30 protein-coding genes are annotated in these 25,420 nt (G+C 54.5%); 27 read left to right on the top strand and 3 right to left on the bottom strand.

The window, feature by feature from the left end:
* Window positions 1-57 precede the first annotated feature (57 nt).
* Together MKY86_RS20200 and MKY86_RS20195 are read right to left on the bottom strand one after the other, a co-directional pair.
* A complete protein-coding gene (locus MKY86_RS20200) occupies window positions 58-396 on the bottom strand; it encodes a hypothetical protein (RefSeq protein ID WP_036731908.1) in 339 nt (112 codons plus the stop codon).
* A 7-nt stretch (window positions 397-403) separates the two neighbouring features.
* The gene (locus MKY86_RS20195) at window positions 404-1,351 is read right to left on the bottom strand and encodes a DUF1385 domain-containing protein (RefSeq protein WP_143803754.1); all 948 of its coding nucleotides are present in this window, start codon (window positions 1,349-1,351) and stop codon (window positions 404-406) included.
* 206 nt (window positions 1,352-1,557) lie between these two features.
* Here MKY86_RS20195 and MKY86_RS20190 point away from each other — a divergent pair, with 206 nt between their 5' ends.
* From MKY86_RS20190 to MKY86_RS20175, 4 genes are all read left to right on the top strand, one after another.
* The gene (locus MKY86_RS20190; RefSeq protein ID WP_076079906.1) at window positions 1,558-2,049 is read left to right on the top strand and encodes a YqhR family membrane protein; all 492 of its coding nucleotides are present in this window, start codon (window positions 1,558-1,560) and stop codon (window positions 2,047-2,049) included.
* Window positions 2,050-2,125: 76 nt separating this feature from the next.
* Window positions 2,126-3,196, top strand: coding sequence for a M24 family metallopeptidase (locus MKY86_RS20185; RefSeq protein WP_036731914.1), 1,071 nt, complete (start codon window positions 2,126-2,128; stop codon window positions 3,194-3,196).
* A gap of 45 nt (window positions 3,197-3,241) precedes the next feature.
* On the top strand, window positions 3,242-3,799 hold the full coding sequence (efp, locus tag MKY86_RS20180) for an elongation factor P (RefSeq protein WP_036731916.1): 558 nt from the start codon (window positions 3,242-3,244) through the stop codon (window positions 3,797-3,799).
* A 923-nt stretch (window positions 3,800-4,722) separates the two neighbouring features.
* Window positions 4,723-5,976, top strand: a complete 1,254-nt coding sequence (locus MKY86_RS20175) for an aspartate kinase (RefSeq protein WP_036731918.1) — start codon at window positions 4,723-4,725, stop codon at window positions 5,974-5,976.
* A 130-nt stretch (window positions 5,977-6,106) separates the two neighbouring features.
* On the opposite strand, the gene MKY86_RS20170 is transcribed toward MKY86_RS20175, so the two are convergent.
* A complete protein-coding gene (locus MKY86_RS20170) occupies window positions 6,107-6,973 on the bottom strand; it encodes a YitT family protein (RefSeq protein ID WP_340827355.1) in 867 nt (288 codons plus the stop codon).
* 245 nt (window positions 6,974-7,218) lie between these two features.
* Between MKY86_RS20170 and MKY86_RS20165 the strand changes: the two genes are divergently transcribed.
* The 23 genes from MKY86_RS20165 (at window position 7,219) to ahrC (ending at window position 25,378) form a co-directional block, all read left to right on the top strand.
* The gene (locus tag MKY86_RS20165) at window positions 7,219-7,482 is read left to right on the top strand and encodes a YqhV family protein (RefSeq protein ID WP_425355101.1); all 264 of its coding nucleotides are present in this window, start codon (window positions 7,219-7,221) and stop codon (window positions 7,480-7,482) included.
* Between the two features lie 82 nt (window positions 7,483-7,564).
* Window positions 7,565-8,572: a stage III sporulation protein AA gene (gene spoIIIAA, locus MKY86_RS20160; protein ID WP_076079905.1), complete on the top strand. Its 1,008-nt coding sequence runs from the start codon at window positions 7,565-7,567 to the stop codon at window positions 8,570-8,572.
* Window positions 8,565-9,083, top strand: a complete 519-nt coding sequence (gene spoIIIAB / locus MKY86_RS20155; protein ID WP_076079904.1) for a stage III sporulation protein SpoIIIAB — start codon at window positions 8,565-8,567, stop codon at window positions 9,081-9,083. The genes spoIIIAA and spoIIIAB overlap by 8 nt, the downstream gene beginning before the upstream one ends.
* Before the next feature lie 13 nt (window positions 9,084-9,096).
* Window positions 9,097-9,300, top strand: a complete 204-nt coding sequence (gene spoIIIAC, locus MKY86_RS20150; RefSeq protein ID WP_020426549.1) for a stage III sporulation protein AC — start codon at window positions 9,097-9,099, stop codon at window positions 9,298-9,300.
* 9 nt (window positions 9,301-9,309) lie between these two features.
* Complete coding sequence (gene spoIIIAD / locus MKY86_RS20145; protein ID WP_036698407.1) at window positions 9,310-9,699, top strand: stage III sporulation protein AD; 390 nt, start codon at window positions 9,310-9,312, stop codon at window positions 9,697-9,699.
* Window positions 9,700-9,746: 47 nt separating this feature from the next.
* Window positions 9,747-11,060: a stage III sporulation protein AE gene (gene spoIIIAE / locus MKY86_RS20140; RefSeq protein WP_076079903.1), complete on the top strand. Its 1,314-nt coding sequence runs from the start codon at window positions 9,747-9,749 to the stop codon at window positions 11,058-11,060.
* Window positions 11,061-11,084: 24 nt separating this feature from the next.
* On the top strand, window positions 11,085-11,888 hold the full coding sequence (gene spoIIIAF / locus MKY86_RS20135) for a stage III sporulation protein AF (protein WP_076079902.1): 804 nt from the start codon (window positions 11,085-11,087) through the stop codon (window positions 11,886-11,888).
* 17 nt (window positions 11,889-11,905) lie between these two features.
* Entirely contained in the window at window positions 11,906-12,544 is a 639-nt protein-coding gene (gene spoIIIAG, locus MKY86_RS20130; RefSeq protein WP_036731930.1) for a stage III sporulation protein AG, read from the top strand.
* 109 nt (window positions 12,545-12,653) lie between these two features.
* A complete protein-coding gene (locus tag MKY86_RS20125) occupies window positions 12,654-13,574 on the top strand; it encodes a SpoIIIAH-like family protein (RefSeq protein WP_076079901.1) in 921 nt (306 codons plus the stop codon).
* 277 nt (window positions 13,575-13,851) lie between these two features.
* On the top strand, window positions 13,852-14,361 hold the full coding sequence (accB, locus tag MKY86_RS20120) for an acetyl-CoA carboxylase biotin carboxyl carrier protein (RefSeq protein WP_036698397.1): 510 nt from the start codon (window positions 13,852-13,854) through the stop codon (window positions 14,359-14,361).
* Between the two features lie 56 nt (window positions 14,362-14,417).
* Window positions 14,418-15,761 (top strand): acetyl-CoA carboxylase biotin carboxylase subunit, encoded by a 1,344-nt coding sequence (gene accC / locus MKY86_RS20115; RefSeq protein ID WP_036698394.1) that lies wholly within the window; start codon window positions 14,418-14,420, stop codon window positions 15,759-15,761.
* Between the two features lie 118 nt (window positions 15,762-15,879).
* Entirely contained in the window at window positions 15,880-16,296 is a 417-nt protein-coding gene (locus MKY86_RS20110) for an Asp23/Gls24 family envelope stress response protein (protein WP_036698392.1), read from the top strand.
* A 72-nt stretch (window positions 16,297-16,368) separates the two neighbouring features.
* Window positions 16,369-16,908: an alkaline shock response membrane anchor protein AmaP gene (gene amaP, locus MKY86_RS20105; RefSeq protein WP_036698389.1), complete on the top strand. Its 540-nt coding sequence runs from the start codon at window positions 16,369-16,371 to the stop codon at window positions 16,906-16,908.
* A gap of 15 nt (window positions 16,909-16,923) precedes the next feature.
* On the top strand, window positions 16,924-17,157 hold the full coding sequence (locus tag MKY86_RS20100) for a DUF2273 domain-containing protein (RefSeq protein WP_036698387.1): 234 nt from the start codon (window positions 16,924-16,926) through the stop codon (window positions 17,155-17,157).
* 260 nt (window positions 17,158-17,417) lie between these two features.
* Window positions 17,418-17,867 (top strand): transcription antitermination factor NusB, encoded by a 450-nt coding sequence (gene nusB / locus MKY86_RS20095; RefSeq protein ID WP_036698385.1) that lies wholly within the window; start codon window positions 17,418-17,420, stop codon window positions 17,865-17,867.
* 92 nt (window positions 17,868-17,959) lie between these two features.
* Entirely contained in the window at window positions 17,960-18,817 is an 858-nt protein-coding gene (gene folD / locus MKY86_RS20090; RefSeq protein ID WP_076079900.1) for a bifunctional methylenetetrahydrofolate dehydrogenase/methenyltetrahydrofolate cyclohydrolase FolD, read from the top strand.
* A gap of 9 nt (window positions 18,818-18,826) precedes the next feature.
* Complete coding sequence (xseA, locus tag MKY86_RS20085; protein ID WP_076079899.1) at window positions 18,827-20,200, top strand: exodeoxyribonuclease VII large subunit; 1,374 nt, start codon at window positions 18,827-18,829, stop codon at window positions 20,198-20,200.
* Window positions 20,184-20,441: an exodeoxyribonuclease VII small subunit gene (xseB, locus tag MKY86_RS20080; RefSeq protein WP_036731943.1), complete on the top strand. Its 258-nt coding sequence runs from the start codon at window positions 20,184-20,186 to the stop codon at window positions 20,439-20,441. Before xseA ends, xseB begins: the two co-directional genes overlap by 17 nt.
* Window positions 20,428-21,375, top strand: coding sequence for a polyprenyl synthetase family protein (locus tag MKY86_RS20075; protein WP_076079898.1), 948 nt, complete (start codon window positions 20,428-20,430; stop codon window positions 21,373-21,375). Before xseB ends, MKY86_RS20075 begins: the two co-directional genes overlap by 14 nt.
* Window positions 21,376-21,470: 95 nt before the next feature.
* A complete protein-coding gene (gene dxs, locus MKY86_RS20070) occupies window positions 21,471-23,375 on the top strand; it encodes a 1-deoxy-D-xylulose-5-phosphate synthase (protein WP_076079897.1) in 1,905 nt (634 codons plus the stop codon).
* Window positions 23,376-23,417: 42 nt separating this feature from the next.
* Window positions 23,418-24,308, top strand: coding sequence for a TlyA family RNA methyltransferase (locus MKY86_RS20065; RefSeq protein ID WP_076079896.1), 891 nt, complete (start codon window positions 23,418-23,420; stop codon window positions 24,306-24,308).
* Between the two features lie 123 nt (window positions 24,309-24,431).
* Window positions 24,432-24,902 carry a hypothetical protein gene (locus MKY86_RS20060; protein WP_235192067.1) on the top strand — a complete coding sequence of 157 codons (471 nt, stop codon included), beginning with the start codon at window positions 24,432-24,434 and terminating at the stop codon, window positions 24,900-24,902.
* 26 nt (window positions 24,903-24,928) lie between these two features.
* Window positions 24,929-25,378: a transcriptional regulator AhrC/ArgR gene (gene ahrC / locus MKY86_RS20055; RefSeq protein ID WP_036698370.1), complete on the top strand. Its 450-nt coding sequence runs from the start codon at window positions 24,929-24,931 to the stop codon at window positions 25,376-25,378.
* Window positions 25,379-25,420: the final 42 nt, after the last annotated feature.

Here is a 25,420-nt window from a genome sequence, read left to right as displayed (position 1 = left end):
ACGTGATGAAATCATGTGGGGATGCCTTTTGCAGCTCTGCTTCGTTACATTCAGTATTCAGTGATATTTGGGCAACTGATCGTCATTCTTACCCTTACTGCCTTCGATGACCTGGAAGGGATAGCTTTTGCGCTTGCCCGGTGAGCCAGTGGTCTTGCGGATGCCGGCAACCTTGGACATCGTCTTGGCCGAAGGCTTAACCTTAGTGCGCGGACGTCCGGGTCCGCCTCCCATTCTACCGGGGGCCACTTTGTAGGCGTAATACAACAGTCCCAGCAGAATCAGGGGTAGGATGAAGATGGACAAGGCCATCAGGCCGCGTGCCATAATATCTACCATCAGGCCCCATACGGCAAGAGCTGTCGTAATCCAAAATATCAAAGCATGTCTGATCATTGGCTAATCATCCTTTCGCAGGATCCAAAATGCCGCCTGACACACTTGCCTCCGAATATCCTTTTGCTTCAATTGCAGCGTCCAGCTCCCGCATCCGGTTGAAGGAAGCGATCGAAACCTCTACCATATCGTCCTTCGGTTCCTTGGTAGTCAGCAGCTGCAGCCACAGGCCAGGGTACCCCAGATACTTAAGGCCGGGAATATCTCTTACCGCATTCGTGCCCTTCAGTACCTCGAACGAGATTCCGATGACCACCGGCAAAAGAACGATACGCTGCAGTACCCGTTCCATCAGGGAATCCCACGGGACGACCGAGTAGATAATTACACCGAGGATAATCGTCAGCATCATGAAGCTGCTTCCGCAGCGGTAATGCAGACGGCTGTATTTCTGTACGTTCGCTACGGTCAGCTCTTCACCGGCTTCAAAGGCGCTGATGACCTTGTGCTCAGCTCCGTGATATTGGAAGAGCCGCTTGATCACTGGCGTCTGCGAGATCGCCCAGAGATAGACGAGCAGGAGAATCAGCTTGATGCCGCCTTCCACAAGGTTGTGCAGAATATAGTTGTCAAATACATTTTTGAACAAAAAATCTTCTACGAATACCGGGACCAGCGTGAAAATCAGCTTACCGAACAGGAAAGACAGAATCCCCATTATAGCTACGCCGAAGATCATTCCGAGGCTCCAGCCTTCGTCCTTCTTCTTGTTCTTCGCCTGCTGCTTGGCAAGCTCTTCCGGCTCCGTCTCATCCTCGGCATAGGATTCTGCCGAATAGTTCAGATGCTTCGAGCCTTTGGCGCTGGAATCTATAATACTGACAATGCCGCGAAGCAGCGGAATCTTGCGCAGTTTAAGGACCCAGCTCTTATCGCTCTTCGGCACCTCCAAAAATGTAATCTCCTGATTCTTTCGTCTTACGGCTGTTACGTTGACATGCTTGCCGCCGAACATGACGCCTTCGATGACGGCTTGGCCGCCGTAACTGGGAGTTTCCTGGGACAACCAATTCACCTTCCCGTATATTGATATGATTTATATAATACATTGTAACTAATTTTTAAACACATTACTAGTTGGATTGCCTTTAGCTGTACATACTAGCTGTAGAGAGCGGAGTGGAAACCGGATTAACCCCATACCGAAAGAGAGGGAGCTCTATGAGTTCTTCAAGCAAGCACAAAAGCGTCCAGACGAATCCTTTTTATTTCTCCATTGAACTGGGTTATTTCGCCGGTTTAATCTGGGGAGGGTTGCACTGGCTGATGTATGTTCTGCACTTCACTAAGGTTATTCCGGGATTTTTGGCGGAGCCTTTTTTTAAGCATGAGTTTTTGGTGACGCCTGCCGGGTATTTGCTCGGATATTTATTTTTTATCATTCTGTCGGTACTCTCGTCCCTAATCTATGTGCTGGTGTTCCGGAAGCTTAACGGGCCCTGGCCGGGGATGCTGTACGGGGTGCTGTGGTGGTCGGTCCTGTTCCTGGCTTGCTCGCGCTTATTCCTGCTCCAGCCGCCGTTCAAGCTGCCGTGGGACACGGTGATCAGCGAATTCTGTCTCTTCCTGCTCTGGGGATTATTCATCGGATATACGGCGGCCATCGAGTATACGGATGAACGCAAACGCGAACAGCAGACGAAGCTAGCCTAGGCCCTTCGAAAAAACTTCTCAGTTGGCCTGCCGCTATGGTAAAATACAATGTGGCTATTTCGAGAGGAGAATGAAAATGGGCAACAAGCGCGTCTCCAAGCTGCGTAAGGTTCTGCAGGAACTGGGACTGGATGCGATGTTAATTACCAGCGGATATAACCGCCGCTATTTGAGTGGGTTCACCGGCTCCTCCGGGTACGTACTGGTTACCGGTGATGACAGTTATCTGCTGACGGACTTCCGGTATATGACACAGGCCTCGGAACAGGTGAATGGCCTCAAGGTGGTACAGCATGACTCGAAATTCATTGACACCGTGCGGGAACTGCTGCCGAAGGGCGGACAAGTCCGTGTCGGCTTCGAGCAGGATGATGTGACCTTCAGTGCGTACACCGCTTATGCGGAGGCTCTTGCCCCGGCAGCCATGGTACCGGTATCGAAGGCTGTTGAGAACCTGCGCATGTTCAAGGATGAGGAAGAGCTGGCTGTGATGCAGCGGGCTGCCGATCTGGCAGACGCCACCTTCAGTCATATCCTGAATGTGATCAAGCCGGGCATGACGGAACGCGATGTCGATCTGGAAATGGAATTCTACATGCGTACGCATGGTGCAACTTCGTCTTCGTTCGATACAATCGTCGCTTCCGGTGAGCGTTCAGCTATGCCGCATGGTGTAGCGAGCAGCAAGGTTATCGGGAACAACGAATTCGTCACCTTCGATTTCGGCGCGCTCCTGGACGGTTACTGCTCCGATGTGACCCGCACGATTGCTCTGGGATCACCGGACCCTAAGCTGAAGGAGATCTACGATATTGTGCTTGAAGCGCAGCTTCATACGCTGGCGCATATCAAGCCCGGCATGACCGGCCGTGAATGTGATGCCCTGGCCCGAGATATCATCACCCGCTACGGGTATGGTGAATACTTCGGCCACAGCACAGGCCATGGTCTCGGGATGGAAGTACATGAATGGCCGCGCTTGTCCAAGCTGGCGGATGAAGTCATCCAGCCGGGGATGGTTGTCACCGTGGAGCCGGGAATCTATCTCTCGGGCCTTGGCGGCGTACGGATTGAAGATGATATTGTCATTACCGAGAGCGGCATCACGCTGCTGACACATTCATCGAAGGATTATTTGGTACTGTAAGACACTATCATTCAGTTCATTTATGGATTCCAGGAGGGATTTTTTGTGATTTCAGTTAACGATTTTAAGACAGGCCTGACCGTAGAAGTAGAAGGGGACATCTTCACCGTCCTAGATTTCCAGCACGTGAAGCCGGGTAAAGGCGCAGCCTTCGTCCGCTCCAAGCTGAAGAACCTGCGTAACGGCAATACGGTTGAGCGCACGTTCCGTGCCGGTGAAACGATTGGCCGCGCCATCATCGAGAACCGTGGCGTACAGTACCTGTATGCAAGCGGCTCTGAGCATGTGTTCATGGACAACGAGACTTACGACCAGTTCGAATTGACAGCCAAGCAGCTTGAATGGGAGCTTAACTTCCTTAGAGAGAACATGACCGTGAATATCGTCAGCTACCAGGGCGAAATCCTCGGGATCAACCTGCCGACCAGCGTAGAGCTGAAGGTTACCGAGACCGAACCGGGCGTGAAGGGCAACACGGCTCAAGGCGCAACCAAAGCCGCTGTTCTGGAGACCGGTCATACGGTCCAGGTACCGCTGTTCATCAATGAAGGAGATGTTCTTCTGGTCGATACCCGCGAAGGTAAATATATCTCCCGCGCGTAGAGCCTTTTTGGATTTCAGATGTAACTTGAGGGCCTCCCCGCTTGATGCGGCGGAGGTCTTTTTGCTGTGTCAGGCTGGGGGAGAGGGAAGAAGTGAAGGGAAAAGGGATGAAAATGATGAAAGGGATAAATCCCTCTGATATAGTGGAATGTTAGCTGAACGGAGGGATTAAAGGGATAAATCCCTCAGATTAAGCTAAAAGTGGAGAGGAAGGGTAAATCAAAGGGATAAATCCCTCAGATTTGCAGAAAGCGTACGGCATATAGGGAAACAAAGGGATAAATCCCTCTGGCGGACGTCTCAGGTGGGGCAGAATGTGGAGTGAAGGGAGTAATGAGGTGCACTAGTGCACCAGAATTGGGCTAAAGCGGGCTGGACGAGCGAATGAGGAGCACTAGTGCACCAGAATTGGGCCAAAGCGGGCTGGACGAGCGAATGAGGAGCATTAGTGCCCCTGAATTGGGCCGAAACGGACTGACGAGCGAATGAGGAGCATTAGTGCCCCTGAATTGGGCCGGAGCGGGCTGGATGAGCGAATGAGGGGTATTAGTGCCCCTGAATTGGGCCGTAGCGGGCTGGATGAGCGAATGAGGTGCACTAGTGCACCAGAATTGGGCCAAAGCGGGCTGGACGAGCGAATGAGGAGCATTAGTGCCCCTGAATTGGCCCAAAGCGGGCTGGACGAGCGAATGAGGAGCATTAGTGCCCCTGAATTGGCCCAAAGCGGGCTATATGAGCGAATGAGGAGCATTAGTGCCCCTGATTCCGGCTGTGAGGGTTCGGGGTTATGGCCGGGTTCATCAAAAATGGGCACTTTATTTTGTGAAACCATTAACGCATGTTATGATTTTCGTATTATACTGTGTTAAAGCATTAACCAAAATTTAAGCTACTTTAGAGCGAAATAGGGAGTGAATGGAACTTTGTCACTTTATGTCATGAAATTCGGGGGCAGCTCCGTCGGCGACATTGAACGTATGAAGCGGGTCGCCGGGCGGATCGCAGCCAAGCAGGATGAAGGACATCGCTGCGTTGTGGTGGTCTCCGCTATGGGAGATACCACAGATGATCTGATCGATCAGGCGAATCAGCTGAACGGTCAGCCCCCCGCACGCGAGATGGATATGCTGATGACTACCGGGGAGCAGATCTCCGTTGCGCTTCTGTCGATTGCGCTTCACGGAATCGGCCGGAATGCCGTATCCTATACAGGCTGGCAGGCCGGGTTCCGCACCGATGAGACCCACGGCCGGGCACGGATCAGTGAGATTGTTCCGCGCCGGGTGCTGGAGTCGCTGGAGCGGGAGCAGATTGTGATTGTAGCCGGCTTCCAGGGCATGACGCTGGATGGCGAGATCACTACGCTGGGCCGCGGAGGCTCAGATACGACAGCGGTTGCGCTGGCTGCAGCCATCAAGGCGGATGTCTGCGAGATTTATACCGATGTAGACGGAATCTACTCTACTGACCCGCGGATTGTGAAGACGGCGCGCAAGCTGAAGGAAATCTCCTATGACGAGATGCTGGAGCTGGCGAATCTCGGGGCAGCCGTGCTGCATCCGCGTGCCGTGGAATATGCCAAACGATATCAAGTGAAGCTGGTCGTCAGATCAAGCTTTAACCATAATGAAGGTACTGTGGTGAAGGAGGAAGCAAGCATGGAGCAAGGTGTAGTAGTTAGCGGAATTGCCTATGATAAAAATGTGGCCCGGATCAGTATTCTGGGAGTTCCAGATGTGCCGGGGGTACTCGCCCAGGTATTCGGCAAGCTGGCCGATGAAGGTGTGGATGTCGATATTATCGTGCAGAGCGGAGTGCAGAACAAGACGGCTGACTTCTCCTTCACTGTAGCGCTTGGAGATCTTGTGAAGGCCAAAGAGGTCATCGAAGGGCTGCACAGCGTATTGCCTTACCGTGAAGTGACTTCCGAGGACAGTCTGGTCAAGGTGTCGATTGTCGGCGCCGGGATGGTCAGCCACCCGGGGGTTGCCGCCAAAATGTTCGAGGTGATCTCGAATGAAGGCGTGAGCATCAAGATGGTGAGCACTTCCGAGATCAAGGTATCCTGTGTGATTGAATCCGGCAACCTGCAGCAAATCATCCAGGCGCTGCATACCGCCTATAACCTGGATACACAAGAGCAAGCCTTCGTTGGAGGTCCACAGGACCGCCGCTAAGCCGCAGATTATAATTCAACAATAGGTCTAAGACGCAAAACAAAAAGAGTGCTGTTCCCCGCAAAAGCGGAGAACAGCACTCTTTTGTGTATCATACATAAGGATAGGAATGGCCTGCATGATGCACTCGCTAGCTCAGCCGCCGGAACCTGCCCATAATCTCTACCGTCTCCAGCACGTTAACGAAGGATTTCGGATCGGTCTCCAGAATCGTCTTGCGCAGATCTGCCAGCTCATAGCGGGTGGTTACGGTCATCAGCATCGTATTGCCTTCGTGACTGTATCCGCCCTCGGCGTTCACAACCGTGATGCCGTGCGGCAGACTGGTCAGCCGGTTCAGCATTTTCTCGCGCTCCTTCGTGACGATGAAGCAGGTCAGCTTGATATGGCGGATGTGGATCATGTCCACCACCCGGCTTTTGACGAAGATACAGAGCATCGCGTACAGCGCGGAATCCCAGCTTTTGAAGAAGCCCAGACACAGAATGACGAGACCGTCCATTACGAACAGCACCGTCCCCATGGGAATATCCCGCTTGCGGGTAATGATGGAGCCGAGAATGTCGAAGCCTCCGGAAGATCCTCCCGCCCGCAGTGAGAAGCCAACCCCTCCCGCAATAATCACCCCGCCGAAGATACTGGCCAGAATCGGGTCCTTGGTAAGCTTCACCACAGGGATCACGTTCAGGAACCAGGTGGTGGAGAGTACAGACAGCATGCTATAGCAGATGTACTTTTTGCCCACGGCGACGAAGCCCCAGATCAGGATCGGGAGATTGATGGCGAAATAATACAACGAAATATACTTTGGATGGGTCAAATATCCGATGATGGAAGCTGTCCCGGCTACACCGCCACTGAGCAGCTGATGCGGAATCAGGAATAACCGCAGGCCGGCTGCTACTAGGAAGGCCGAAAATATAATAATCGCTACCTCTTTTACCTGTCTGCCTATCGTTCCTGATACAAGCGGTACTACGAAATTACGAACTTGCATGACTGTGATCCCCTTCTTTGCTGGTTATCTTTGGATACGGAAAAATTAAATTTATCATACCGATGATATTTTTTTATGGAGAGCGGCACTATGATATCTTTCACACCTCCTGAAATCTGTGCTAGTATCCCCATTTCTTCTTGTCTAAAGTCGCCCCCTTCCGCATATCCATGGATAACAGCTTGTTTGATTTGCAGTGAAAATGGCGGGCGGGCCCATAGATTTGGAAAAGGGAGTTGGGATATTTGGACAAGTATGTAAGCTGGATGTCGGCCCTGCGGCTGCTGTCTGGCAGTGTAGAGATTGCGGCGGCTTTGATTATGCTGAAGCTGAATCAGGTGGATAAGGCACTGGCTGTCAATTCGGGACTGGCGCTTGTCGGCCCTACGATTCTCATTCTGACCACGGCTGTGGGCCTTACAGGGATGGCAGAGCAGCTGTCCTGGGGGAAGCTCGGCTGGATTGGCTGCGGGGTGGCTATTCTCTTATTCGGGATTCTCAAGAAATGATAGATGATAGGCATAAAGCATAAGTACAAGCATAAATATGAAATAAAGCTATTTAGTAGAGGACAGCTTGGGGGTACCTGGTATGGCAAATGACTGGCTTCTGTTGTTTCCCGAAAAAGTAAGAGCGCTGCTCGGTGGCCTCCCCGCTGCGCTCTTGGACAAGGTGGAGGAGATTCGCGTCCGTGAGGGACGGCCGCTGGAGATCAACTATTCCGGCAAGTATCATTTCATCGGTGCCGGCGGCACCCTGACCCAGCTTCCCTGCGAGGCTTACCGGCCGGACCGGGAGGATACGCACCGGCTGCTGGACCTCATCAGCAATCATTCCCTCTATACGATGGAAGAGGAGCTGCGCAAGGGCTTCATCACGATTCCGGGCGGACACCGGATCGGTCTCTGCGGCCGGACGGTGCTGAGCGGGGGCGGCGTGGAGCATCTGCGTGATATTACCGGCTTCAACGTGCGGATTGCTCGTGAGGTGCACGGCATCGCCGACGGCGTACTGCCGTATCTGCTGGACCGGGGGCGGCAGCGTGTGATGCATACGCTGATTCTGTCCCCGCCGCAGCATGGCAAGACCACGTTGCTGCGCGATCTGGCCAGGCAGCTGTCGGCAGGTACAAGCGGCGGCCGGGAAGGCAGCCGGCCGGGGCTGAAGGTCGGCATCGTCGACGAACGCTCTGAGATCGCAGGCAGCCGCCGGGGAATTCCGGCCTTCGATGTCGGGCCGCGTACGGACATTCTGGACGGCTGCCCCAAGGCGGAGGGCATGATGATGATGATCCGCTCCCTGTCGCCCGATGTGCTGATCGCCGATGAAATCGGCCGCATGGAGGATGCAGAGGCGGTGACCGAGGCGCTGCACGCCGGGATCTCGGTGGTCGCTTCTGCGCACGGCAAGGAAGTGTCCGAGCTTGCCCGGCGGCCCGGACTTGGCGGGCTGCTGGAGCACCGGATGTTCGAGCGGTATGTGATACTGCACCGCGGAGCCTCTGGCTTGTCCTTCCGCATTCTGGACGCCCAGAAGCGGGGTCTGCTGCTGGTCTCGCCGGAGCAGCAGCCGGTGTCAGGGGGTGACCGCCATGCTTAAGCTGCTTGGCGCGGTACTGATCGTGCTGGCGGGAACCCTGGCCGGCTTCAAGCGGGCGGCCCAGTATGCTGACCGGCCGAGACATATCCGGGCCTTGATTGCAGCGCTCCAGCGGCTGGAGACCGAGATCCAGTACGGCTACACGCCGCTGCCGGAGGCGCTGCGCCGGATTGGAATGCAGACGAAGGAGCCGCTGCAGGCCTTCTTCCTTACGGCGGCGGAGGAGATGAACCCGCCGCATAACTACAGTGCGGAAGAGGCCATCCGGCGGGCGATGGAAGCCCACTGGAGCAGCGCATCGCTGCGGGGCACGGAGAAGGAGATCATCCGGCAGCTAAGCTGCACGCTCGGAACCAGTGACCGGCCGAATCAGAGCACGCATATTGCACTGGCTTTACAGCAATTGAAGCAGGAGGAGACAGCGGCCAGAGAAGATCAGGGCAAGTATGAGAAGGTGAGTAAAAGCCTGGGTCTGCTGCTTGGAGCATTGATCGTCATTTTGATCTTTTAGCGAGGTGCCAGGAATGAATATTGAAGTCAACGCGATCTTTCAGATTGCCGGCATCGGCATCATTATCGCCATGATCCATACGGTGCTTAAGCAGATGGGCAAAGAGGATATCGCCCACTGGGTAACGATTGTCGGCTTTATCATCGTCCTGTTTATGGTCATCCGGATGCTGGATGGGCTGCTGCAGGAAATCAAAACGATTTTTCTTTTTCAATAGGCTGGAGTTATGGAAATCATTCAGATTGTGGGAATTGGCATCTTGGCGACGGTCCTTATCCTCGTCCTGAAGGAACAAAAGCCGGTATTCGCCTTCCTGCTGACCACGGCGGCCGGCATCCTGATTTTCCTGTTCCTGATCGGCAAGATCGGAACGATTCTAGGTACGCTGGAGCGGGTGGCGGAGTCCTCCGGGATGGAAATGATCCACATCAAAACCGTGTTCAAAATCATCGGCATCTCCTATATCGCGGAATTCGGGGCGCAGATCGTGAGGGATGCCGGGCAGGAATCGATTGCTTCCAAGATTGAGCTGGCCGGCAAGGTGCTGATCATGGTGCTGGCTGTTCCGATTATCAGCATTATTATTGAAACGGTCATGAAGCTGCTGCCAGCCTGATACAGCGGACATGCCGGACAAGTTGGAGTAGAGCGGAGGTGAGGGGAATGCAGGAGCATAGTATTTTTCGGCCGCCAAAAGGGGGAAAGGCGCTCCTGCTTCTGCCAGCCCTGCTGCTGGTGCTCCAGCTGCTTCTGCTGTGTGGAAGCACGGCAAGTGCGGCAAGTGTTGCGAATGCTGCAAGCGCGGGAAGTGTGGCAAGTACTGCAAGCGGGTCCCCTGTTCCTTCAGCTCCGGCTACAGGCGGCAGCGGAGGCCCTACGTCTCCTGTTGACCAGTGGGTGAAAGGGCAGGTGGAGCATCTGCCAAAAGACAAAGTCGAGTCTTACTGGGACCAGCTGATGAAGGATTACGGTGGATTTTTCCCGGAGGGACGGACACCTTCCTTGATGGATATGCTGCTGCCGGGAGATAAGGGCTTAAGCTTCAAAAGCGTATTGTCCGGCCTGATGAACTTCATGTGGCATGAGGTGCTCTACAACGGCAAGCTGCTGGTCACGATTGTGATGATCAGTGTGCTGAGTATGATTCTGGAGACGCTGCAGACCGCTTTTGAACGGAAATCCGTCAGCAAGATCGCTTATATGCTCTGCTACATGGTGGTGCTGGTCATAGCTGTTAACAGCTTCAATGTCGCTATCGGCTATGCCAAGGATGCCATCGACCGGATGATCGACTTCATGATGGCTATGATTCCGCTGCTGTTTGCGCTGCTGGCCTCAATGGGCAATATCGTCACGGTGTCGGTGACCCATCCGCTGATCGTATTCATGATCCATACCGTAGGCACGCTGATTCATACGCTGGTCTTCCCGCTGCTGTTCTTCTCGGCGGTGCTGCATCTGGTGAGCGCAATGTCTGAGAAATACAAGCTGACCCATCTGGCGAACCTGCTGCGCAATATCGGGGCCGGGCTGCTCGGGGTGCTGCTGACGGTGTTTCTCGGCGTGATCTCCGTCCGGGGGATTACCAGCTCGGTTACAGACGGAGTGACCATACGTGCGGCCAAATATATTACAGGGAATTTCGTGCCGGTGATCGGTAAAATGTTCGCGGATGCCACGGACACGGTCATCTCGGCCTCACTGCTGGTGAAGAACGCCATCGGGCTGTCGGGAGTGATCATTATCCTCTTCCTGTGCGCGTTCCCGGCAATCAAAATTCTGATCCTCGCCCTGATCTACAATCTGGCCGCCGCCGTTATGCAGCCGCTGGGCGAGACACCGATCGTGACCTGCCTGCAGACGATCGGCAAAAGCATGATTTATGTCTTCGCGGCGCTGGCCGCCGTCTCGCTGATGTTCTTCCTGGCTGTAACCATTATGCTCACTGCGGGCAATGTGACCGTGATGATGCGCTAGAACGAAATGACAAGGAGGTGCGCCATGTCCTGGCTCAGCAGTTGGCTCCATGAGCTGATTCTCGTCGTGCTGATGGCTGCATTCGTGGAGATGCTGCTGCCCAGCAAATCCATGGAACGGTACGCCAGACTGGTGCTCAGCCTGCTGGTTCTGCTGACAATGCTAAGCCCGATAATCTCTCTGCTGAAGGGAGATGCCAGCAAGGAGCTGACCGTGGCGATGCAGCAGCAGGAGAGAAGCGGGGGGCTGCTGAACAGAGCGGAGGGCGCACCGGATTCGCTGGACAAGATTCTGGCGGACGGGCGGATGCTGGCTGCCGGAGCGCGTGAGCAGAGCCTGAAGCTGGCTGCCGAAGAAGTAGCCGGCCAGATGCGCGACCAGATTGCCGGGAGCACCGGGCTCGGCGGGGTGAAGGTGACAGTGGCCCTGGCCATGGGCCCGAATCCAGATGCGCCGCTCGGCGAGGAGGTGCCGCTGATCTCCTCGGTCACAGTAGCGCTTCCGCCGGAGCAGAGCGCCTCTGGAGGGGCTCTGCCGGGCAATGGTACTGCATCCCTCCCGTCAGCCGGGCCGATACAGATTAACCCTGTGGAGCCGGTCCAGGTCAGCCTGGAAGGCAGCGGGGGAGATGGTGAAGCGCAGGAAGCGTCATCCTCAGGTGGTGGTTCGGCTCCGGCGTCCTCCTCTTCCGGGAGCGGCACTGAGGGAGTGCAGGAGACCCTGGCGGAAGAAGCCGGAACAATTATCCAGCTGCTGGAGAAGAACTGGAACCTGGACCCCGCTCTGATCAAGGTGCAAAGCAGCGGGGGCGGTACCGTGAAATCATAATTGAAGGAGGGAAATCAATGGGCAATTGGCTGAAAAAGCTGGAGCAGTGGGCCGGAGGCGGCAACGGCAGCCCGAAGCGCAGCCACACCTTCCGCTGGCTGATCATTATCGGCCTGCTGGGTGTTGCAATTATGCTGTTCAACTCCTTCGTGAATGTGAAGAAGCTGGACAACGAGAACACAGGGCGTGAACCGCCGGACAGCGGGACCTCGCAGACAGTCCTGCAGCAGGAGACTGGGAGCGCGAATTCTTTTGACAGCATCGAACTGGCGATGGAGAACCGCACGAAGGAGATTCTGGAGAAAATCGTGGGGGTCGGTACTGTGGATATCATGGTCACCGTAGATTCCACAGAGGAGATTATCGTGCAGCGCAATATGAACGACTCGCAGCAGCAAAGTGAAGAAACAGATGCCAGCGGCGGTAAACGCCATACCACCCAGTACACCAGGGACGGCCAGATCGTCACTTACAGCCAGTCAGGGAATGAGGCTCCGATCATCACCAAGCGGGTGAAGCCTCAGGTACGGGGAGTGCTAGTGGTCGCCAAAGGGGCAGAGAACAAGGTCGTGCGCAGTCTGATTGAGCAGGCGGTTGAAAAAGGGCTTAACGTACCGGTCTACCGGATTTCTGTTGTCCCGCGCAAGCAGGAATAGGCATGTCTCCGGCAACCCCGGCATATGCTTTAACAGAAGAGGCTTGTACGATGCACACGACTCAGAGACGACAAGAGGGCTGGCAACAAAATTATAGGAGGTATAAACAATGAAGGGCAAAAGACAAACGATTTGGCTGGTTTCTATGCTCAGTTTGATGGTAGTGCTCTCTGCATATTATCTGTTCACGGAAGATACGGGGGCTCCCATCCCCAAAGAAACCGCAGGCAGCATCCAGGTGGATACTATAAAAGACGGAACGGGCGGCGGAACCGCGACTACGCTGGACAGCGGACTTGTCATCAAAGAGGTCAGCACGGACAAAGGAATTGCAGTAGGAACCGTGGATGACAGCAGCAAGACCACCAAGGATGAAGCGGCATCGACAGTGGCAACTGATGACAGCACGACTCCGGCCGTGATAGATGACAGCAGTGTGGTTGCTGACAGCAGTAACACTGCCAAGGATACAACTGCTGCAACGGACAAGGCGGCCACTACTACAGCTGATAAAGGTAAGGATACAGCTGGCAGCAAGGATACCAAGGAAAATAAGGACACCAAGGATACCAAGGACAGCAAAGACAGCAAGGATACGTCAGCCGCTGTAGACAAGACTCCGGCGAAGGACGACGAGGCGATTCTGGATGAAGTGGCTTCGCAGAGCGTATCGGCGAGCAGCCTGTTCACGAACTACCTGTACGAACGCGAACAGAAGAACCTGAAGGATCACAATGATCTGCTGGCGCTGATTAACGATATGGATAAGACACCGGCTGAGAATGCAGCAGCCCAGGAGCAGCTCAGCAAGCTGGAAGAGAAAGAGTCCAAGATCACCGGGATTGAAGAGAAGCTTCAACAAAAATACGGTGAGGCCATTGTGAAAGAAGAAGCCGGTGACGCCTACACGATCGTGGTGCTTAGCGATAAGCTGGATGTGAAGCAGGCGGTCGGCATCGTGGATTTTGTAATGAAGGAACTGAGCGTTACCCAGGACAAGATTAAGGTCCAATACGTCTCGGAGCAGTAAGCCAGCTGAATAAAACCAGGGAAAATAGAATAAAATGCCGAAAGAGCCCGGGCGCGTCCCAGGCTCTTTCCATTTCTAGCGTTTGTGATATAATACATAAAGTTATCGATGTATAGAAAAAGAAGATTACGCAGGCAGCGGTTACACAAGGTAGCGATTCAAGAGAATTACAGAGCAGACCCGCGTTACGGGTATGCTTGTCAGAACGGATATCGTACCCTGCTCAGCCAGCGTCCCAAAATGGCTTCGAGAGAAAGCTGAAGGAGTGAACTACCCAATGTTCAAGTTAAGCGAGATTAAGGAATTGATTCAATTGCTGGACCAGACTTCCTCCGTGCACGAGCTGGAGATTGAAAGCGAAGGTATGAAGCTGGCTATCCGTAAACCGGATCGCTCTGAAGCTGAAGGAACAGTAATTCAGGCGGCTCCTTATACCTACCCCTTTACGCCAGCCCCGCAGCCGCAAAGTCCGCAGATTATTGCCCCTCAGGCTGTTAGTGAAGTTCCTGCTGCGGCGCAGCAGCCCGCAACCTCCGCTGAAGGCGCATTACATAAAATCGTCTCGCCGATGGTTGGGACCTTCTATAGTGCCGCTTCACCGGAGACGCCTTCCTTTGTTAATGTCGGAGACCGGGTGAATGAGAAATCTACGGTCTGCATCATTGAAGCGATGAAGCTGATGAATGAGCTGGAAGCCGAAGTGAAGGGCGAGATTGTCTCTGTCCTGGTTGAGAACGGCCAACTGGTGGAATACGGTCAGCCGCTGTTTCTGGTGAGAGCGGAATAATTGCCGCGAGAATGAAGAGGAGCTTGCAAGCTTCGCTAAACTTTGGGAGGAAACGCATGAACATTCAAAAAGTGTTGATTGCCAACCGCGGCGAGATTGCGGTCCGTATTATCCGGGCCTGCCGCGAGCTGGGTATTGCCACCGTGGCTGTCTATTCGGAGCCGGACCGCGATTCCCTGCATGTACGTCTTGCGGATGAGGCGTACTGTATCGGACCGATGCCCGCCAAGGACAGCTATTTGAACTTTACTAATATTATGAGCGTTGCCACGCTGACGGAATGCGATGCTATTCACCCCGGCTATGGCTTCCTGGCCGAGAACGCGGATTTCGCCGAGATCTGTGAATCCTGTAACATTACCTTCATCGGCCCGTCTCCGGATGCGATTACCCGGATGGGCGACAAGGCTGTTGCCAAAGAAACGATGAAGCTGGCCGGAGTTCCGATTATACCGGGCTCGGACGGGATTGTCGGTGACTTAGAGGAAGCCGTGATGCTCGGCCGTGATATCGGGTACCCGCTTATCGTCAAAGCTACGGCAGGCGGCGGAGGCAAGGGCATCCGCATCGCCGAGGATGAAGAGTCACTGGTGAAGCAGATTACCGCTGCCCAGCAGGAAGCGCAGAAGAATTTCGGCAACGCCGGAGTCTATCTGGAGAAATTCCTGACCGGCATGAAGCATGTGGAGATTCAGATCATCGCCGATAATCACGGCAACGTCGTCCACTTGGGCGAGCGTGACTGCTCTGTGCAGCGCCGCCGCCAGAAGCTGATCGAAGAAGCGCCTTGCGCCGTACTTACCCCGGAGGTCCGCGATGCGATGGGCCAAGCGGCGGTACGGGCTGCACTGGCAGTTAATTACTCGGGGGCAGGTACCCTGGAATTCCTGCTGGGTCCTGACGGACATTTCTATTTCATGGAGATGAATACACGGATTCAGGTGGAGCATCCGGTAACGGAGATGGTCACCGGCGTCGATCTCATTAAGGAAATGATCTCAGTAGCGGAAGGTAATCCCCTCTCCTTCACCCAGGAGGATATTGTGATCAACGGCTGGTCGATTGAATGCCGTATCAATGCCGAGGATCCTGAGCGTAATTTCATGCCGTCTCCGGGCAAAATCGGCTTCTATCTGCCACCGGGCGGATTTGGGGTGCGGGTCGACAGCGCGGCGTATCCGGGCTATACCATTTCACCTTTTTATGACTCCATGATTGCCAAGCTGATCGTCTGGGCACCGACCCGGGAAGAGGCTGTAGCCAAGATGAAGCGTGCACTGGCTGAATTTGCGGTGGAGGGCATACATACCACCATTTCATTCCACCAGAGACTGCTGGAGCATCCGGTGTTTTTGGACGGGAACTTCGATATCAAGTTCCTTGAGGAGTATGAAGTTTAGGACGGCTTCTCATGGTTTGTCATAAAGTTCGTCAAATGATATAGTATGTTTAATAAGAGGCGTACTGCCCGCTTGAAGTGCCCCTACAACTTTTTTGCTGGAAAGGTGTGAAGTCCAAATGAGTACATTGCCGACAGAATTTGAACGTACGGAAATCGGTGAAATCCAGATCGCTCCAGAGGTGATCGAGGTTATCGCCGGTTTGGCAACCGTTGAGGTGAAAGGTGTGGCCGGAATGAGCGGCGGTTTCGCCGGCGGAATCGTGGAGCTTCTCGGACGCAAGAACCTGTCCAAAGGGGTTAAGGTTGAGGTTGGACAGCGCGAGGCTGCGGTGGATGTGTCCGTAATTATCGAATACGGCTACCGTCTTCCGGAAGTGGCTGCTGAAATTCAGCGCAATGTTAAGCGTTCCATCGAAACCATGACCGGTCTGACCGTTGTGGAAGTGAACGTGCATATCCATGATGTGCAGTTCAAAAGCAATACAAGCATTGACAAGAGCGAGGACACGGATGCGGTTATCCGCGTGAAGTAAGGGTTCAGTTCTTCCATAAACCCCCGACAGTGCGTCGAGGGTTTACCTTAATTTAAGGAGGTTGTGAGACTCGTGGCCAAAATTCTGGACAGGCTTCTGCTGTTCCTGTACAGCTTAAGCATTGGAATACTATCTGTAACTGCCATCCTCCTCTTAAGCGGTGTCATTCCGGACAAGTATGAGATTTCGGACGGACCGGCGGTCTATATCGCTGCGATCTCGGTGGCGGTCATTCTGTTCCTGCTGAGCATCCGCTTCTTCTACATCTCCCTGCGCCGCGACCGCGCTTCCCTGCCGTCTGTGGATCAGCGTACAGAGTATGGGGATATTCAGATCTCAATGGAGACCATTGAGAACCTGAGTCTGAAGGCTGCAGGCAAAGTGAAGGGCATCCGCGACCTGAAATCGCGCATCCGTGTCTCACAGGCGGGTCTTGAGATTATGATCCGGGCGGTCGTCGACGGCGAGCATTCACTGCCGCTGCTTACTACGGATGTACAGCGCCAGGTACATGATTTCGTACAGGAGACAACCGGAATTCCGGTTGCAGATGTGTCTGTATACATTGCTAACCTCACACAGGCACCAAGCTTCAAAAGTCGAGTGGAATAGAGGTGAGTTTCCCTTATGTCCTGGAGAGAAGTATGGGAAAGTCACGGGGGTAGAATTACCGGAGTTGCCTTCGGTGTCTTTCTCGGATTGATTTATCTGATTAGCGGTTTTTGGGATATGCTGTTCTTTGCACTGGTAGTGTTCATCGGATATACGTTCGGCAAACGAAAGGATACCGCGCAGGGTCCCCTGTTTCAATGGCAGGAGATCGCAGAGCGGCTGTCCGGACGCTGGCGTCCCTTCAAATGAACCGCGATAGTCTTTCTCCCGGAAGCCTGGAACCCGTTACTTTGAGTTGCTGACCTGCGGAAGAAAGGCTGCGCGGTTTTTTGCTGAAAATGCAATATAAATTGCCCGGAGTGGGCTTTTTGAGAAAATTAAGGGTATAAATGCTCCTATATCAGCCTATGCGGCTGTTTATGTGAGGAAATGTAGTATAGAAGCTGGTCCGGTTATAATCGTTGTAATCTGTAACACCAAAACAAGAGGTTAGTTCGTAGGAGGAACACATGAAGAGACGTTTAGCGAGAGAAATTATTGTACAAAGCCTGTACCAGATGGAAATGAACGATGTAGAGGTTACAGAAGCGGTTGACATGCTGATTGAAGAAGCGGCAGATGAGAATGAAACCGAGCGCGTTATTACAGATGAGATTGAACTGAAGGCATATGTAGTTACGCATGTAAACGGCGTGTGGGAACACAAAATGGCGATCGACGATATGCTGGAGCATTATCTTAAGGGCTGGCAGATGAGCCGCTTGTCACGTGTAGACCGTCAGATTCTGCGTCTGGCTACCTTCGAGATGATCTTCGCCAGCGATGTGCCGGCCAAGGTGTCTGTCAATGAGGCGATTGATCTGGCCAAGCATTTCGGCACAGAAGATTCCGGTAAATTCGTGAATGGTGTCCTCGGTAAAATGATTCAGGATGTGGACACGCTTAGAGCTGAGCTGTAGTTCAGCTTCAGCTTCGGATTCAGATTCAGATTCACAGCAAGCGGCAGTAACAGGCTTATAAGCCTTCAATAGACAATAGGGGAGAGACTTACATGACAGCAGCGATTATCAGCGGTAAACAGGTATCGGACGACATTCGGATCGGGATTGCCCGGGAGGTTGCAGACTTAGCGGAGCGCGGCGTGAAGCCGGGTCTGGCTGTCGTTCTTGTCGGTGAAGATCCGGCTTCCCAGGTCTATGTGCGCAACAAGGAGAAGTCTTGTATTGAACTGGGCTTCCATTCCGAGGTGCACCGGCTGGATGCAGCTACCACCCAGCAGGAGCTGCTGGCACTGGTGGCAGACCTGAACGGCCGCAGCGATATTGACGGCATCCTCGTTCAGCTGCCGCTTCCGAAGCATATTGAAGAGAAGGCTGTGATTGACGCCATCTCGGTAGAGAAGGATGTGGACGGCTTTCACCCGGTCAATGTGGGGAACCTCGTCATCGGGGACGACAGTCTGCTTCCCTGTACACCTGCCGGGGTTATTGAACTAATCAAGCGGACCGGTACGGACATTTCCGGCAAGCACGCGGTAGTGATCGGCCGCAGTAATATTGTCGGCAAGCCTGTATCCCTGCTGTTACAGCGGGAGAATGCCACAGTAACCATGTGCCACTCGCGCACAGCGAATATGGCTGAGCTTAGCCGCCAGGCCGATATCCTGGTGGTAGCGATTGGACGGGCCAACTTCATCGATGCTTCATTCGTGAAGCCGGGTGCGATTGTGATTGATGTCGGCATGAACCGTCTGGATACCGGCAAGCTTGCCGGCGATGTCGATTATGAGAGTGCCCGGGAAGTCGCTGGGCATATCACGCCTGTGCCGGGCGGCGTAGGACCGATGACGATCACCATGCTGATGAGCAACACACTGATCGCCGCCAAACGCCGCCGCGGCCTGAAGTAGGCCGGACTTATGGCGGCAGAGCGGCAGATCTACTCCATCAAGGAGCTTAACAAATATATCCGTATGAAGCTGGATTCGGATGCGCTGCTGTCCGACGTATGGATTCGCGGTGAAATCTCGAATTTCACCCATCACGGAAGCGGGCATATGTACTTCACGCTGAAGGATGAGAGCAGCCGGATCAAAGCCATCATGTTCGCTTCGCATAACTCGCGGCTGCCGTTCGTGCCGAAGGAAGGCACGAAGGTAATCGCCAGGGGAAATGTGACTGTATATGAACGGGACGGGCAATACCAGTTCTATGCGACACATATGCAGCCTGACGGAATCGGCAGCCTGTATCTGGCTTACGAGCAGCTGAAGAGCAAGCTGGAGAAGGAAGGCCTGTTCGCAGCGGAGCGCAAGCGTCCGCTGCCGCAATTCCCGCGCTGCATCGGGGTTGTGACCTCCCCGACAGGAGCGGCTGTGAGGGATATCATCATCACCCTGCAGCGGCGCTACCCGCAGGTTGCAATTGTACTGCACCCTGTACTAGTGCAGGGTAAGGGGGCTGGACCGTCCATTGTACAGGCCTTACAGAACCTGAATGCCATGGGAGAGGCCGATGTGCTGATTGTCGGGCGCGGCGGCGGCTCCCTGGAGGAGCTGTGGGCCTTCAATGAAGAGGCCGTCGCCCGGGCGATTGCGGCCTCCGGGATTCCGGTCATCTCGGCCGTGGGCCACGAGACCGACTTCACGATCGCCGATTTCGCCGCCGATCTCCGGGCGGCCACCCCTACGGCAGCGGCGGAGCTCGCTGTGCCGAGCGCAGCCGAGCTGGCCGGGCAGCTGCGCATGGCCCGGCAGCGGCTGCGCCAAGGGCTGCTGCGCCGCTCGCAGCGCGGCGGCGAACGCCTCGCTGCGCTGCAGCGCTCGCTGGCGCTGGCCGGCCCCCGCCGGCAGCTGGCCCAGCACGCGCAGCGGCTGGATATGCTGCGCGCGGCCCTGCTCCGCGCAGCAGAGGCAAGGCACAGCCGCGCGCAGGGGCGCAGCGCGCTGCTGCACCAGAGCCTGCAGCGCTTCCATCCGCTTAGCAGTGTCAGCGCTGCCCGCCGGCGCACGGATGGCCTCACCCGTGAGCTGACGGCGGCCATGCAGGCGCGCCTTGCAGATAAGCGCGCGCGGTTCGGGGCAGAGCTGCGCCATCTGGATGCGCTTAGCCCGCTTAAGGTCATGTCACGGGGCTACAGCCTTGTGTATGACGAGAAGGAGCAGCATTTAATCAAATCGCTGAAGGAAGTAGAGCTTGGCGATGTGGTCAACATAAAGCTTAATGACGGACAACTAAACTGCCACGTATGGGGAATGAAGGAGGATGGCAAAGCGAATGGCGAAGGAAGCTGAACTGGATTTTGAGGGAGCCATGGAGCGCCTGGAGGGTATCGTGCGTGAGCTTGAACACGGTGACGTTCCCCTGGAGAAGGCGATTGATTTATTCCAGCAGGGAATGAAGCTCTCGCAGCTATGCGGCAGTAAGCTGGAGCAAGTGGAACGCAAGATTGAAATGATCACTGTGGAGGATGGCGAACTTCGCAAGAAGCCATTCGGCAACCGGCTGGAAGGCGATAGCGATGAGTCATTCTGAGCTTGAGCCATCGGGCGGTTCGGCAGCGGCGCAGGGCCGCGAACCGCTGGAGGAATATATAGCAGACGTTAGCCGCTGGGTTGCCGCTGCTCTCAGCGGAGTTGTACCGGAGCAGTGGGACGTCCCCCGGGTCCTAAGAGAGTCGATGGAATACTCACTGCAAGCTGGTGGTAAGCGCCTGCGGCCGCTGCTGGTCACCGCTGCCTGCGAAGCGCTGGGCGGCAGCCGTGAAGCTGCGCTGCCTGTAGCAGCAGCGATTGAAATGGTGCACACTTATTCTCTGATTCATGACGATCTTCCGGCGATGGATAATGATGATTACCGGCGAGGCAAGCTGACGAACCATAAGGTCTTTGGGGAAGCGATGGCCATTCTGGCCGGGGATTCGCTGCTGACCCATGCGTTCTACAGTGTGGTACAAGCCTCCCGTAAGCATGGCGTTCCGGCAGAGCGCGTGTTGTCCATCGTGGAGGATCTGGCCGAGATGGCCGGCCCGCGCGGAATGGTCGGCGGTCAGGTAGCCGATATGGAAGGCGAGCAGGGCATGACCGACTTGCAGCAGCTTCAGTATATTCATCTGCACAAGACCGGCGATCTGATGATCTTCTCCTTGCTTGCGGGCGGCAGAATCGCCGGTGCGAATGAGCAGCAGCTGGAAGCCCTGCGCCGGTTCGGCACACAGATTGGCCTGGCCTTCCAGATTCAGGATGATATTCTGGACCTCATCGGCGATGAGAGCAAGCTGGGCAAAAAAACCGGCAGTGATATCAAGCAGCAAAAAGTAACCTATCCGTATTTCATCGGGCTGGAGGCTTCACGCGCAGAGGTCACGCAATTGACCGCAGCAGCGCGTCATGCGATCCTTGAGGGTGGGTTCCAGGACCCGTCCCGGCTGCTGGAAATTGCCGATTATTTGATGTCACGCGATCACTAAATGAAGTTTCGCAAACGGCTGTGTTTCGACAGCCGTTTCGTTTGTGTTATAATGGGGTTTATATTTTACAACATCTAGGAAAGCGGGGAATACTCGTGCTGCTTCCACAAATAAATGATCCTCAGCAACTTAAATCTCTATCAGTCGGGGAACTGGCTGCACTTGCGGAGGAGATCCGCCAGTTTCTGATCGAGAAGCTGTCTGTAACAGGGGGGCATCTCGCATCCAATCTGGGCGTCGTGGAGCTTACACTGGCCCTGCACTACTGTTATGACAGTCCACGGGACAAAATGATTTATGACGTAGGGCATCAGGCGTATGTCCACAAAATATTAACCGGCCGCCAGGACCGGTTCGATTCACTGCGTAAGCACGGCGGATTATGCGGCTTCGTCAAGCGTACAGAGAGCGAGCATGATGTCTGGGAAGCCGGACACAGCAGTACCTCTTTGTCCGCAGCCATGGGTATGGCGATGGCCCGTGATTTGAAGGGCGGAGACAATAAGGTAATTGCCGTGATCGGCGACGGTGCCCTTACCGGCGGTATGGCTTTTGAAGCCTTGAACCATATTGGACATGAGGGCCGCAAGCTGATGGTTATCCTTAATGATAATGAAATGTCGATTGCTCCGAATGTAGGGGCTATGCATAACTATCTAAGCAAGATCCGTTCAGACCGTCATTATCTGCGGGCCAAGGACGAGGTCGAAGGCCTGCTGAAGAAAATTCCGGCCATCGGCGGACGTCTGGCGAAGACTGCGCAGAATGTGAAGGACGGTCTGAAGAACATGCTGGTGCCCGGTGTTTTGTTTGAAGAACTCGGATTTACCTATCTGGGACCCGTAGACGGTCATGATTTGGAGAAGATGATCGACACCTTCCATCAGGCGGATAATGTATCTGGGCCTGTGCTGGTGCATGTGCTTACCACCAAAGGCAAGGGCTACAAACCGGCGGAAGTCGATTCCTATAAATGGCACGGCATTTCCCCCTACAAAATCGAATCTGGCCAGGTGCTTCAAGCGGTCGGCAATCCGATGTACACGGAAGTCTTCGGACAGACGTTAATTGAGCTGGGGCATCAGGACAAGCGGCTGATTGCCGTAACACCGGCGATGCCGGGCGGCTCGGGACTTTTCCCGTTCGCCAAGGAATTCCCGGACCGGATGATTGATGTCGGGATTGCGGAGCAGCATGCCGCCACATTATGTGCGGCCTTGGCTATGGAAGGCATGAAGCCGGTATTTGCCGTCTATTCCACCTTCATGCAGCGTGCCTATGATCAGATCGTTCATGACATTTGCCGCCATAATGCCAATGTTATGTTCGCCATCGACCGTGCGGGCTTCGTCGGCGCGGACGGGGAGACCCATCAGGGCGTGTACGATATTGCTTTTATGCGTCATATCCCGAACATGGTGCTTATGATGCCGAAGGATGAGAATGAGCTGCGCCACATGATGAAGACGGCGCTGGACTATAATGAAGGACCGATTGCTTACCGTTATCCGCGGATTAACGGCACGGGTGTGGCTATGGATGCTGAGCTGCACAGTCTGCCTATCGGCACCTGGGAACGCCTGCGTCCTGGTGAGGATTATGCCGTGCTTGCCTGCGGCCCGATGGTTCAGGTTGCTGAAGAGGCGGCAGAAGTGCTGAGGCGTGAAGGGATTCAGGTCGGTGTGGTGAATGCGCGCTTCCTGAAGCCGCTGGATAACACCATGCTGCTTGATCTGGCACATGCCGGAACAGGGATGGTGGTGCTGGAAGAAGCGAGCCAGGCCGGCAGCCTTGGCAGTGCGGTGCTGGAGTTCTTTGCAGAGCATGAGATATATGATGCGCATGTCCACCTGATGGGCGTGCCGGATATTTTCGTCGAGCATGGGTCGATTAAGGAGCAACGCCAGGAAACCGGCCTTACCGTTGAAGCCGTGTGCGCACGTATAAAGTCAATGAAGGGTCTTAGCACTTATACCTATAAGTCAACTTCCACCTCGTAAGGGCAGGGGCGGAAGGCGGACCGAAGTGATCGGGAGATGAACATGGAACACCCTAAGGAACGAATTGATGTGCTGTTAGTGGAGCAAGGCTTCTACGACAGCCGAGAGAAGGCCAAGGCTGCCATTATGGCGGGGCTTGTGCTTGCGAACGAAGAACGGATAGAAAAGCCGGGGATGAAGGTGCTGCGCAGCTCTGTCCTAAGAGTCAAGGGAGCACTGCACCCCTATGTCAGCCGCGGCGGCTTGAAGCTGGAGAAGGCCTTGCGGCAGTTCGGCATCGAGCTGACCGGCCGTAATATGCTGGATATCGGCTCCTCAACAGGAGGCTTCACCGATTGTGCACTTCAGAACGGAGCGGCCCATGTATACGCGATCGATGTGGGACATAACCAGCTCGACTGGAGCCTGCGTAATGATGAACGGGTAACCGTAATGGAGCAGACCAACTTCCGTTACATGACCCCGCCCGATTTAAAGGGACCGGTACCTGACTTTGCAAGTATCGATGTCTCCTTCATTTCACTGAAGATCATCCTGCCGCCGCTTATGGCGCTGCTGAACCGTCCTGCTGATATCGCTGCGCTGATTAAGCCGCAGTTCGAAGCCGGCCGCGAGAAGGTGGGCAAGTCTGGAGTTGTGCGCGAACCGGCTGTTCACCGGGAGGTACTGATAAATGTACTGTCCATGGCAGCCGAACTGGGCTACACGCTTGCAGGACTGACGTATTCCCCCATTACCGGCGGGGAAGGTAATATTGAATTTCTGGCACACTGGAAGTTGCTGCCTGCAGAGGCTGCGGAGCAGACTTCAGTGCAGCAGACTTCTGCGGCTGAAGCACAGCCGAATAATTTCGCCGCGCTTGCCGACTCGGTCATTAAGGAAGCGAATGCAACCTTCAGCGCTGCGGGCCATGGAAACTCATCTAAGAGATGAGTTTCTTTTGCTGCCAATATAAGAAATTACAGGTCTCCCCGAACCGGAAATTAACGGCAGATTGTCAGACCGAAGCAGGATTTCGCCCGCCCTCGCGCGAATAGATTCACCGAGGTGATGGGAGTGGCGAGCTCGGACAAGGCTGTAGTGGCACTTATGGGACTGGCGGCGGCAATCTTTATCCTTTATAGAATCTATATCTGGCTGCAGGGGTCTCCGGGTTCCTTCATGAAGGACCGGGTGCCGATCAACAAGGTCATTCAGTCCCATCCGTCCATCGCTCTGCTGGAGGATGCGGGATATGAGGTCATTGGCGGCAAGCTGAAGATTCCGCTGTCTTTTCAGGTGAATGGTGCACCGATGTACAGCAGGCTGTTCATTGATTATGTAGCCACCAGGAATGAGGAGCATTACTATCTGGTCATCCTGTCCCGCCCCCGCAAGGAGCTTGAATTCACCGGCAGCGGACTCCGGGACCACATCCTCCCCTATCTGCTGATCTACCCGGATTGCAGCGGGGTACTCTATGTGGATACGGTGAATTCCAACATTCATGTAATTAATTTCGGCAAGGACGACGGAGAATCCAGTTAAGCACTATATAAATACGGGAGGCAACAATGAAGGGACACAGGCATATCAAGATTAGAGAAATTATCTCGCAAAAGGAAATCGAAACCCAGGATGATCTGGTGGAGGCACTGCGTGAATCGGGTTTTCAAGTCACACAGGCTACCGTATCCCGCGATATCAAGGAACTGCTGCTGATCAAGGTTCCGATGGATGACGGGCGTTACAAGTATTCCCTGCCCACCGACCAGCGTTACAACCCGACCCAGAAGCTGAAGCGGGTGCTGGTGGACAACTTTGTACAAATTGACTATTCCGCGAATCTTGTGGTGATGAAATGTCTGCCGGGAACGGCCAATTCCGTGGCTGCGCTGATCGATAATATCGACTGGCCGCAAATTATGGGTACGATCTCAGGAGACGACACTATTCTGATAATCTGCCGCCAGCCGGAGGACAGCAAGGACGTTATTTCACAAATTATGGGCTATATATCGTAGTTCTGCTTACGGGCAGACAGGCAATCATCATGTCGGAGGTGC

Source organism: Paenibacillus sp. FSL R7-0333 (assembly GCF_038000365.1).
Lineage (GTDB): Bacteria > Bacillota > Bacilli > Paenibacillales > Paenibacillaceae > Paenibacillus_AQ > Paenibacillus_AQ silagei.
The sequence above is the reverse complement of the archived record's forward strand: the minus strand, read 5'-3'. Positions and strand labels throughout refer to the sequence as shown.

Coding starts and splice junctions, on each gene's coding strand:
- MKY86_RS20200 (WP_036731908.1), bottom strand. CDS start 396: ATGATCAGACATGCTTTGATATTTTGGATTACGACAGCTCTTGCCGTA.
- MKY86_RS20195 (WP_143803754.1), bottom strand. CDS start 1,351: ATGTTCGGCGGCAAGCATGTCAACGTAACAGCCGTAAGACGAAAGAAT.
- MKY86_RS20190 (WP_076079906.1), top strand. CDS start 1,558: ATGAGTTCTTCAAGCAAGCACAAAAGCGTCCAGACGAATCCTTTTTAT.
- MKY86_RS20185 (WP_036731914.1), top strand. CDS start 2,126: ATGGGCAACAAGCGCGTCTCCAAGCTGCGTAAGGTTCTGCAGGAACTG.
- MKY86_RS20170 (WP_340827355.1), bottom strand. CDS start 6,973: ATGCAAGTTCGTAATTTCGTAGTACCGCTTGTATCAGGAACGATAGGC.
- spoIIIAA (WP_076079905.1), top strand. CDS start 7,565: ATGGCAAATGACTGGCTTCTGTTGTTTCCCGAAAAAGTAAGAGCGCTG.
- spoIIIAB (WP_076079904.1), top strand. CDS start 8,565: ATGCTTAAGCTGCTTGGCGCGGTACTGATCGTGCTGGCGGGAACCCTG.
- spoIIIAC (WP_020426549.1), top strand. CDS start 9,097: ATGAATATTGAAGTCAACGCGATCTTTCAGATTGCCGGCATCGGCATC.
- spoIIIAD (WP_036698407.1), top strand. CDS start 9,310: ATGGAAATCATTCAGATTGTGGGAATTGGCATCTTGGCGACGGTCCTT.
- spoIIIAE (WP_076079903.1), top strand. CDS start 9,747: ATGCAGGAGCATAGTATTTTTCGGCCGCCAAAAGGGGGAAAGGCGCTC.
- spoIIIAF (WP_076079902.1), top strand. CDS start 11,085: ATGTCCTGGCTCAGCAGTTGGCTCCATGAGCTGATTCTCGTCGTGCTG.
- spoIIIAG (WP_036731930.1), top strand. CDS start 11,906: ATGGGCAATTGGCTGAAAAAGCTGGAGCAGTGGGCCGGAGGCGGCAAC.
- MKY86_RS20125 (WP_076079901.1), top strand. CDS start 12,654: ATGAAGGGCAAAAGACAAACGATTTGGCTGGTTTCTATGCTCAGTTTG.
- accB (WP_036698397.1), top strand. CDS start 13,852: ATGTTCAAGTTAAGCGAGATTAAGGAATTGATTCAATTGCTGGACCAG.
- accC (WP_036698394.1), top strand. CDS start 14,418: ATGAACATTCAAAAAGTGTTGATTGCCAACCGCGGCGAGATTGCGGTC.
- MKY86_RS20110 (WP_036698392.1), top strand. CDS start 15,880: ATGAGTACATTGCCGACAGAATTTGAACGTACGGAAATCGGTGAAATC.
- MKY86_RS20100 (WP_036698387.1), top strand. CDS start 16,924: ATGTCCTGGAGAGAAGTATGGGAAAGTCACGGGGGTAGAATTACCGGA.
- nusB (WP_036698385.1), top strand. CDS start 17,418: ATGAAGAGACGTTTAGCGAGAGAAATTATTGTACAAAGCCTGTACCAG.
- folD (WP_076079900.1), top strand. CDS start 17,960: ATGACAGCAGCGATTATCAGCGGTAAACAGGTATCGGACGACATTCGG.
- xseA (WP_076079899.1), top strand. CDS start 18,827: ATGGCGGCAGAGCGGCAGATCTACTCCATCAAGGAGCTTAACAAATAT.
- xseB (WP_036731943.1), top strand. CDS start 20,184: ATGGCGAAGGAAGCTGAACTGGATTTTGAGGGAGCCATGGAGCGCCTG.
- MKY86_RS20075 (WP_076079898.1), top strand. CDS start 20,428: ATGAGTCATTCTGAGCTTGAGCCATCGGGCGGTTCGGCAGCGGCGCAG.
- MKY86_RS20065 (WP_076079896.1), top strand. CDS start 23,418: ATGGAACACCCTAAGGAACGAATTGATGTGCTGTTAGTGGAGCAAGGC.
- ahrC (WP_036698370.1), top strand. CDS start 24,929: ATGAAGGGACACAGGCATATCAAGATTAGAGAAATTATCTCGCAAAAG.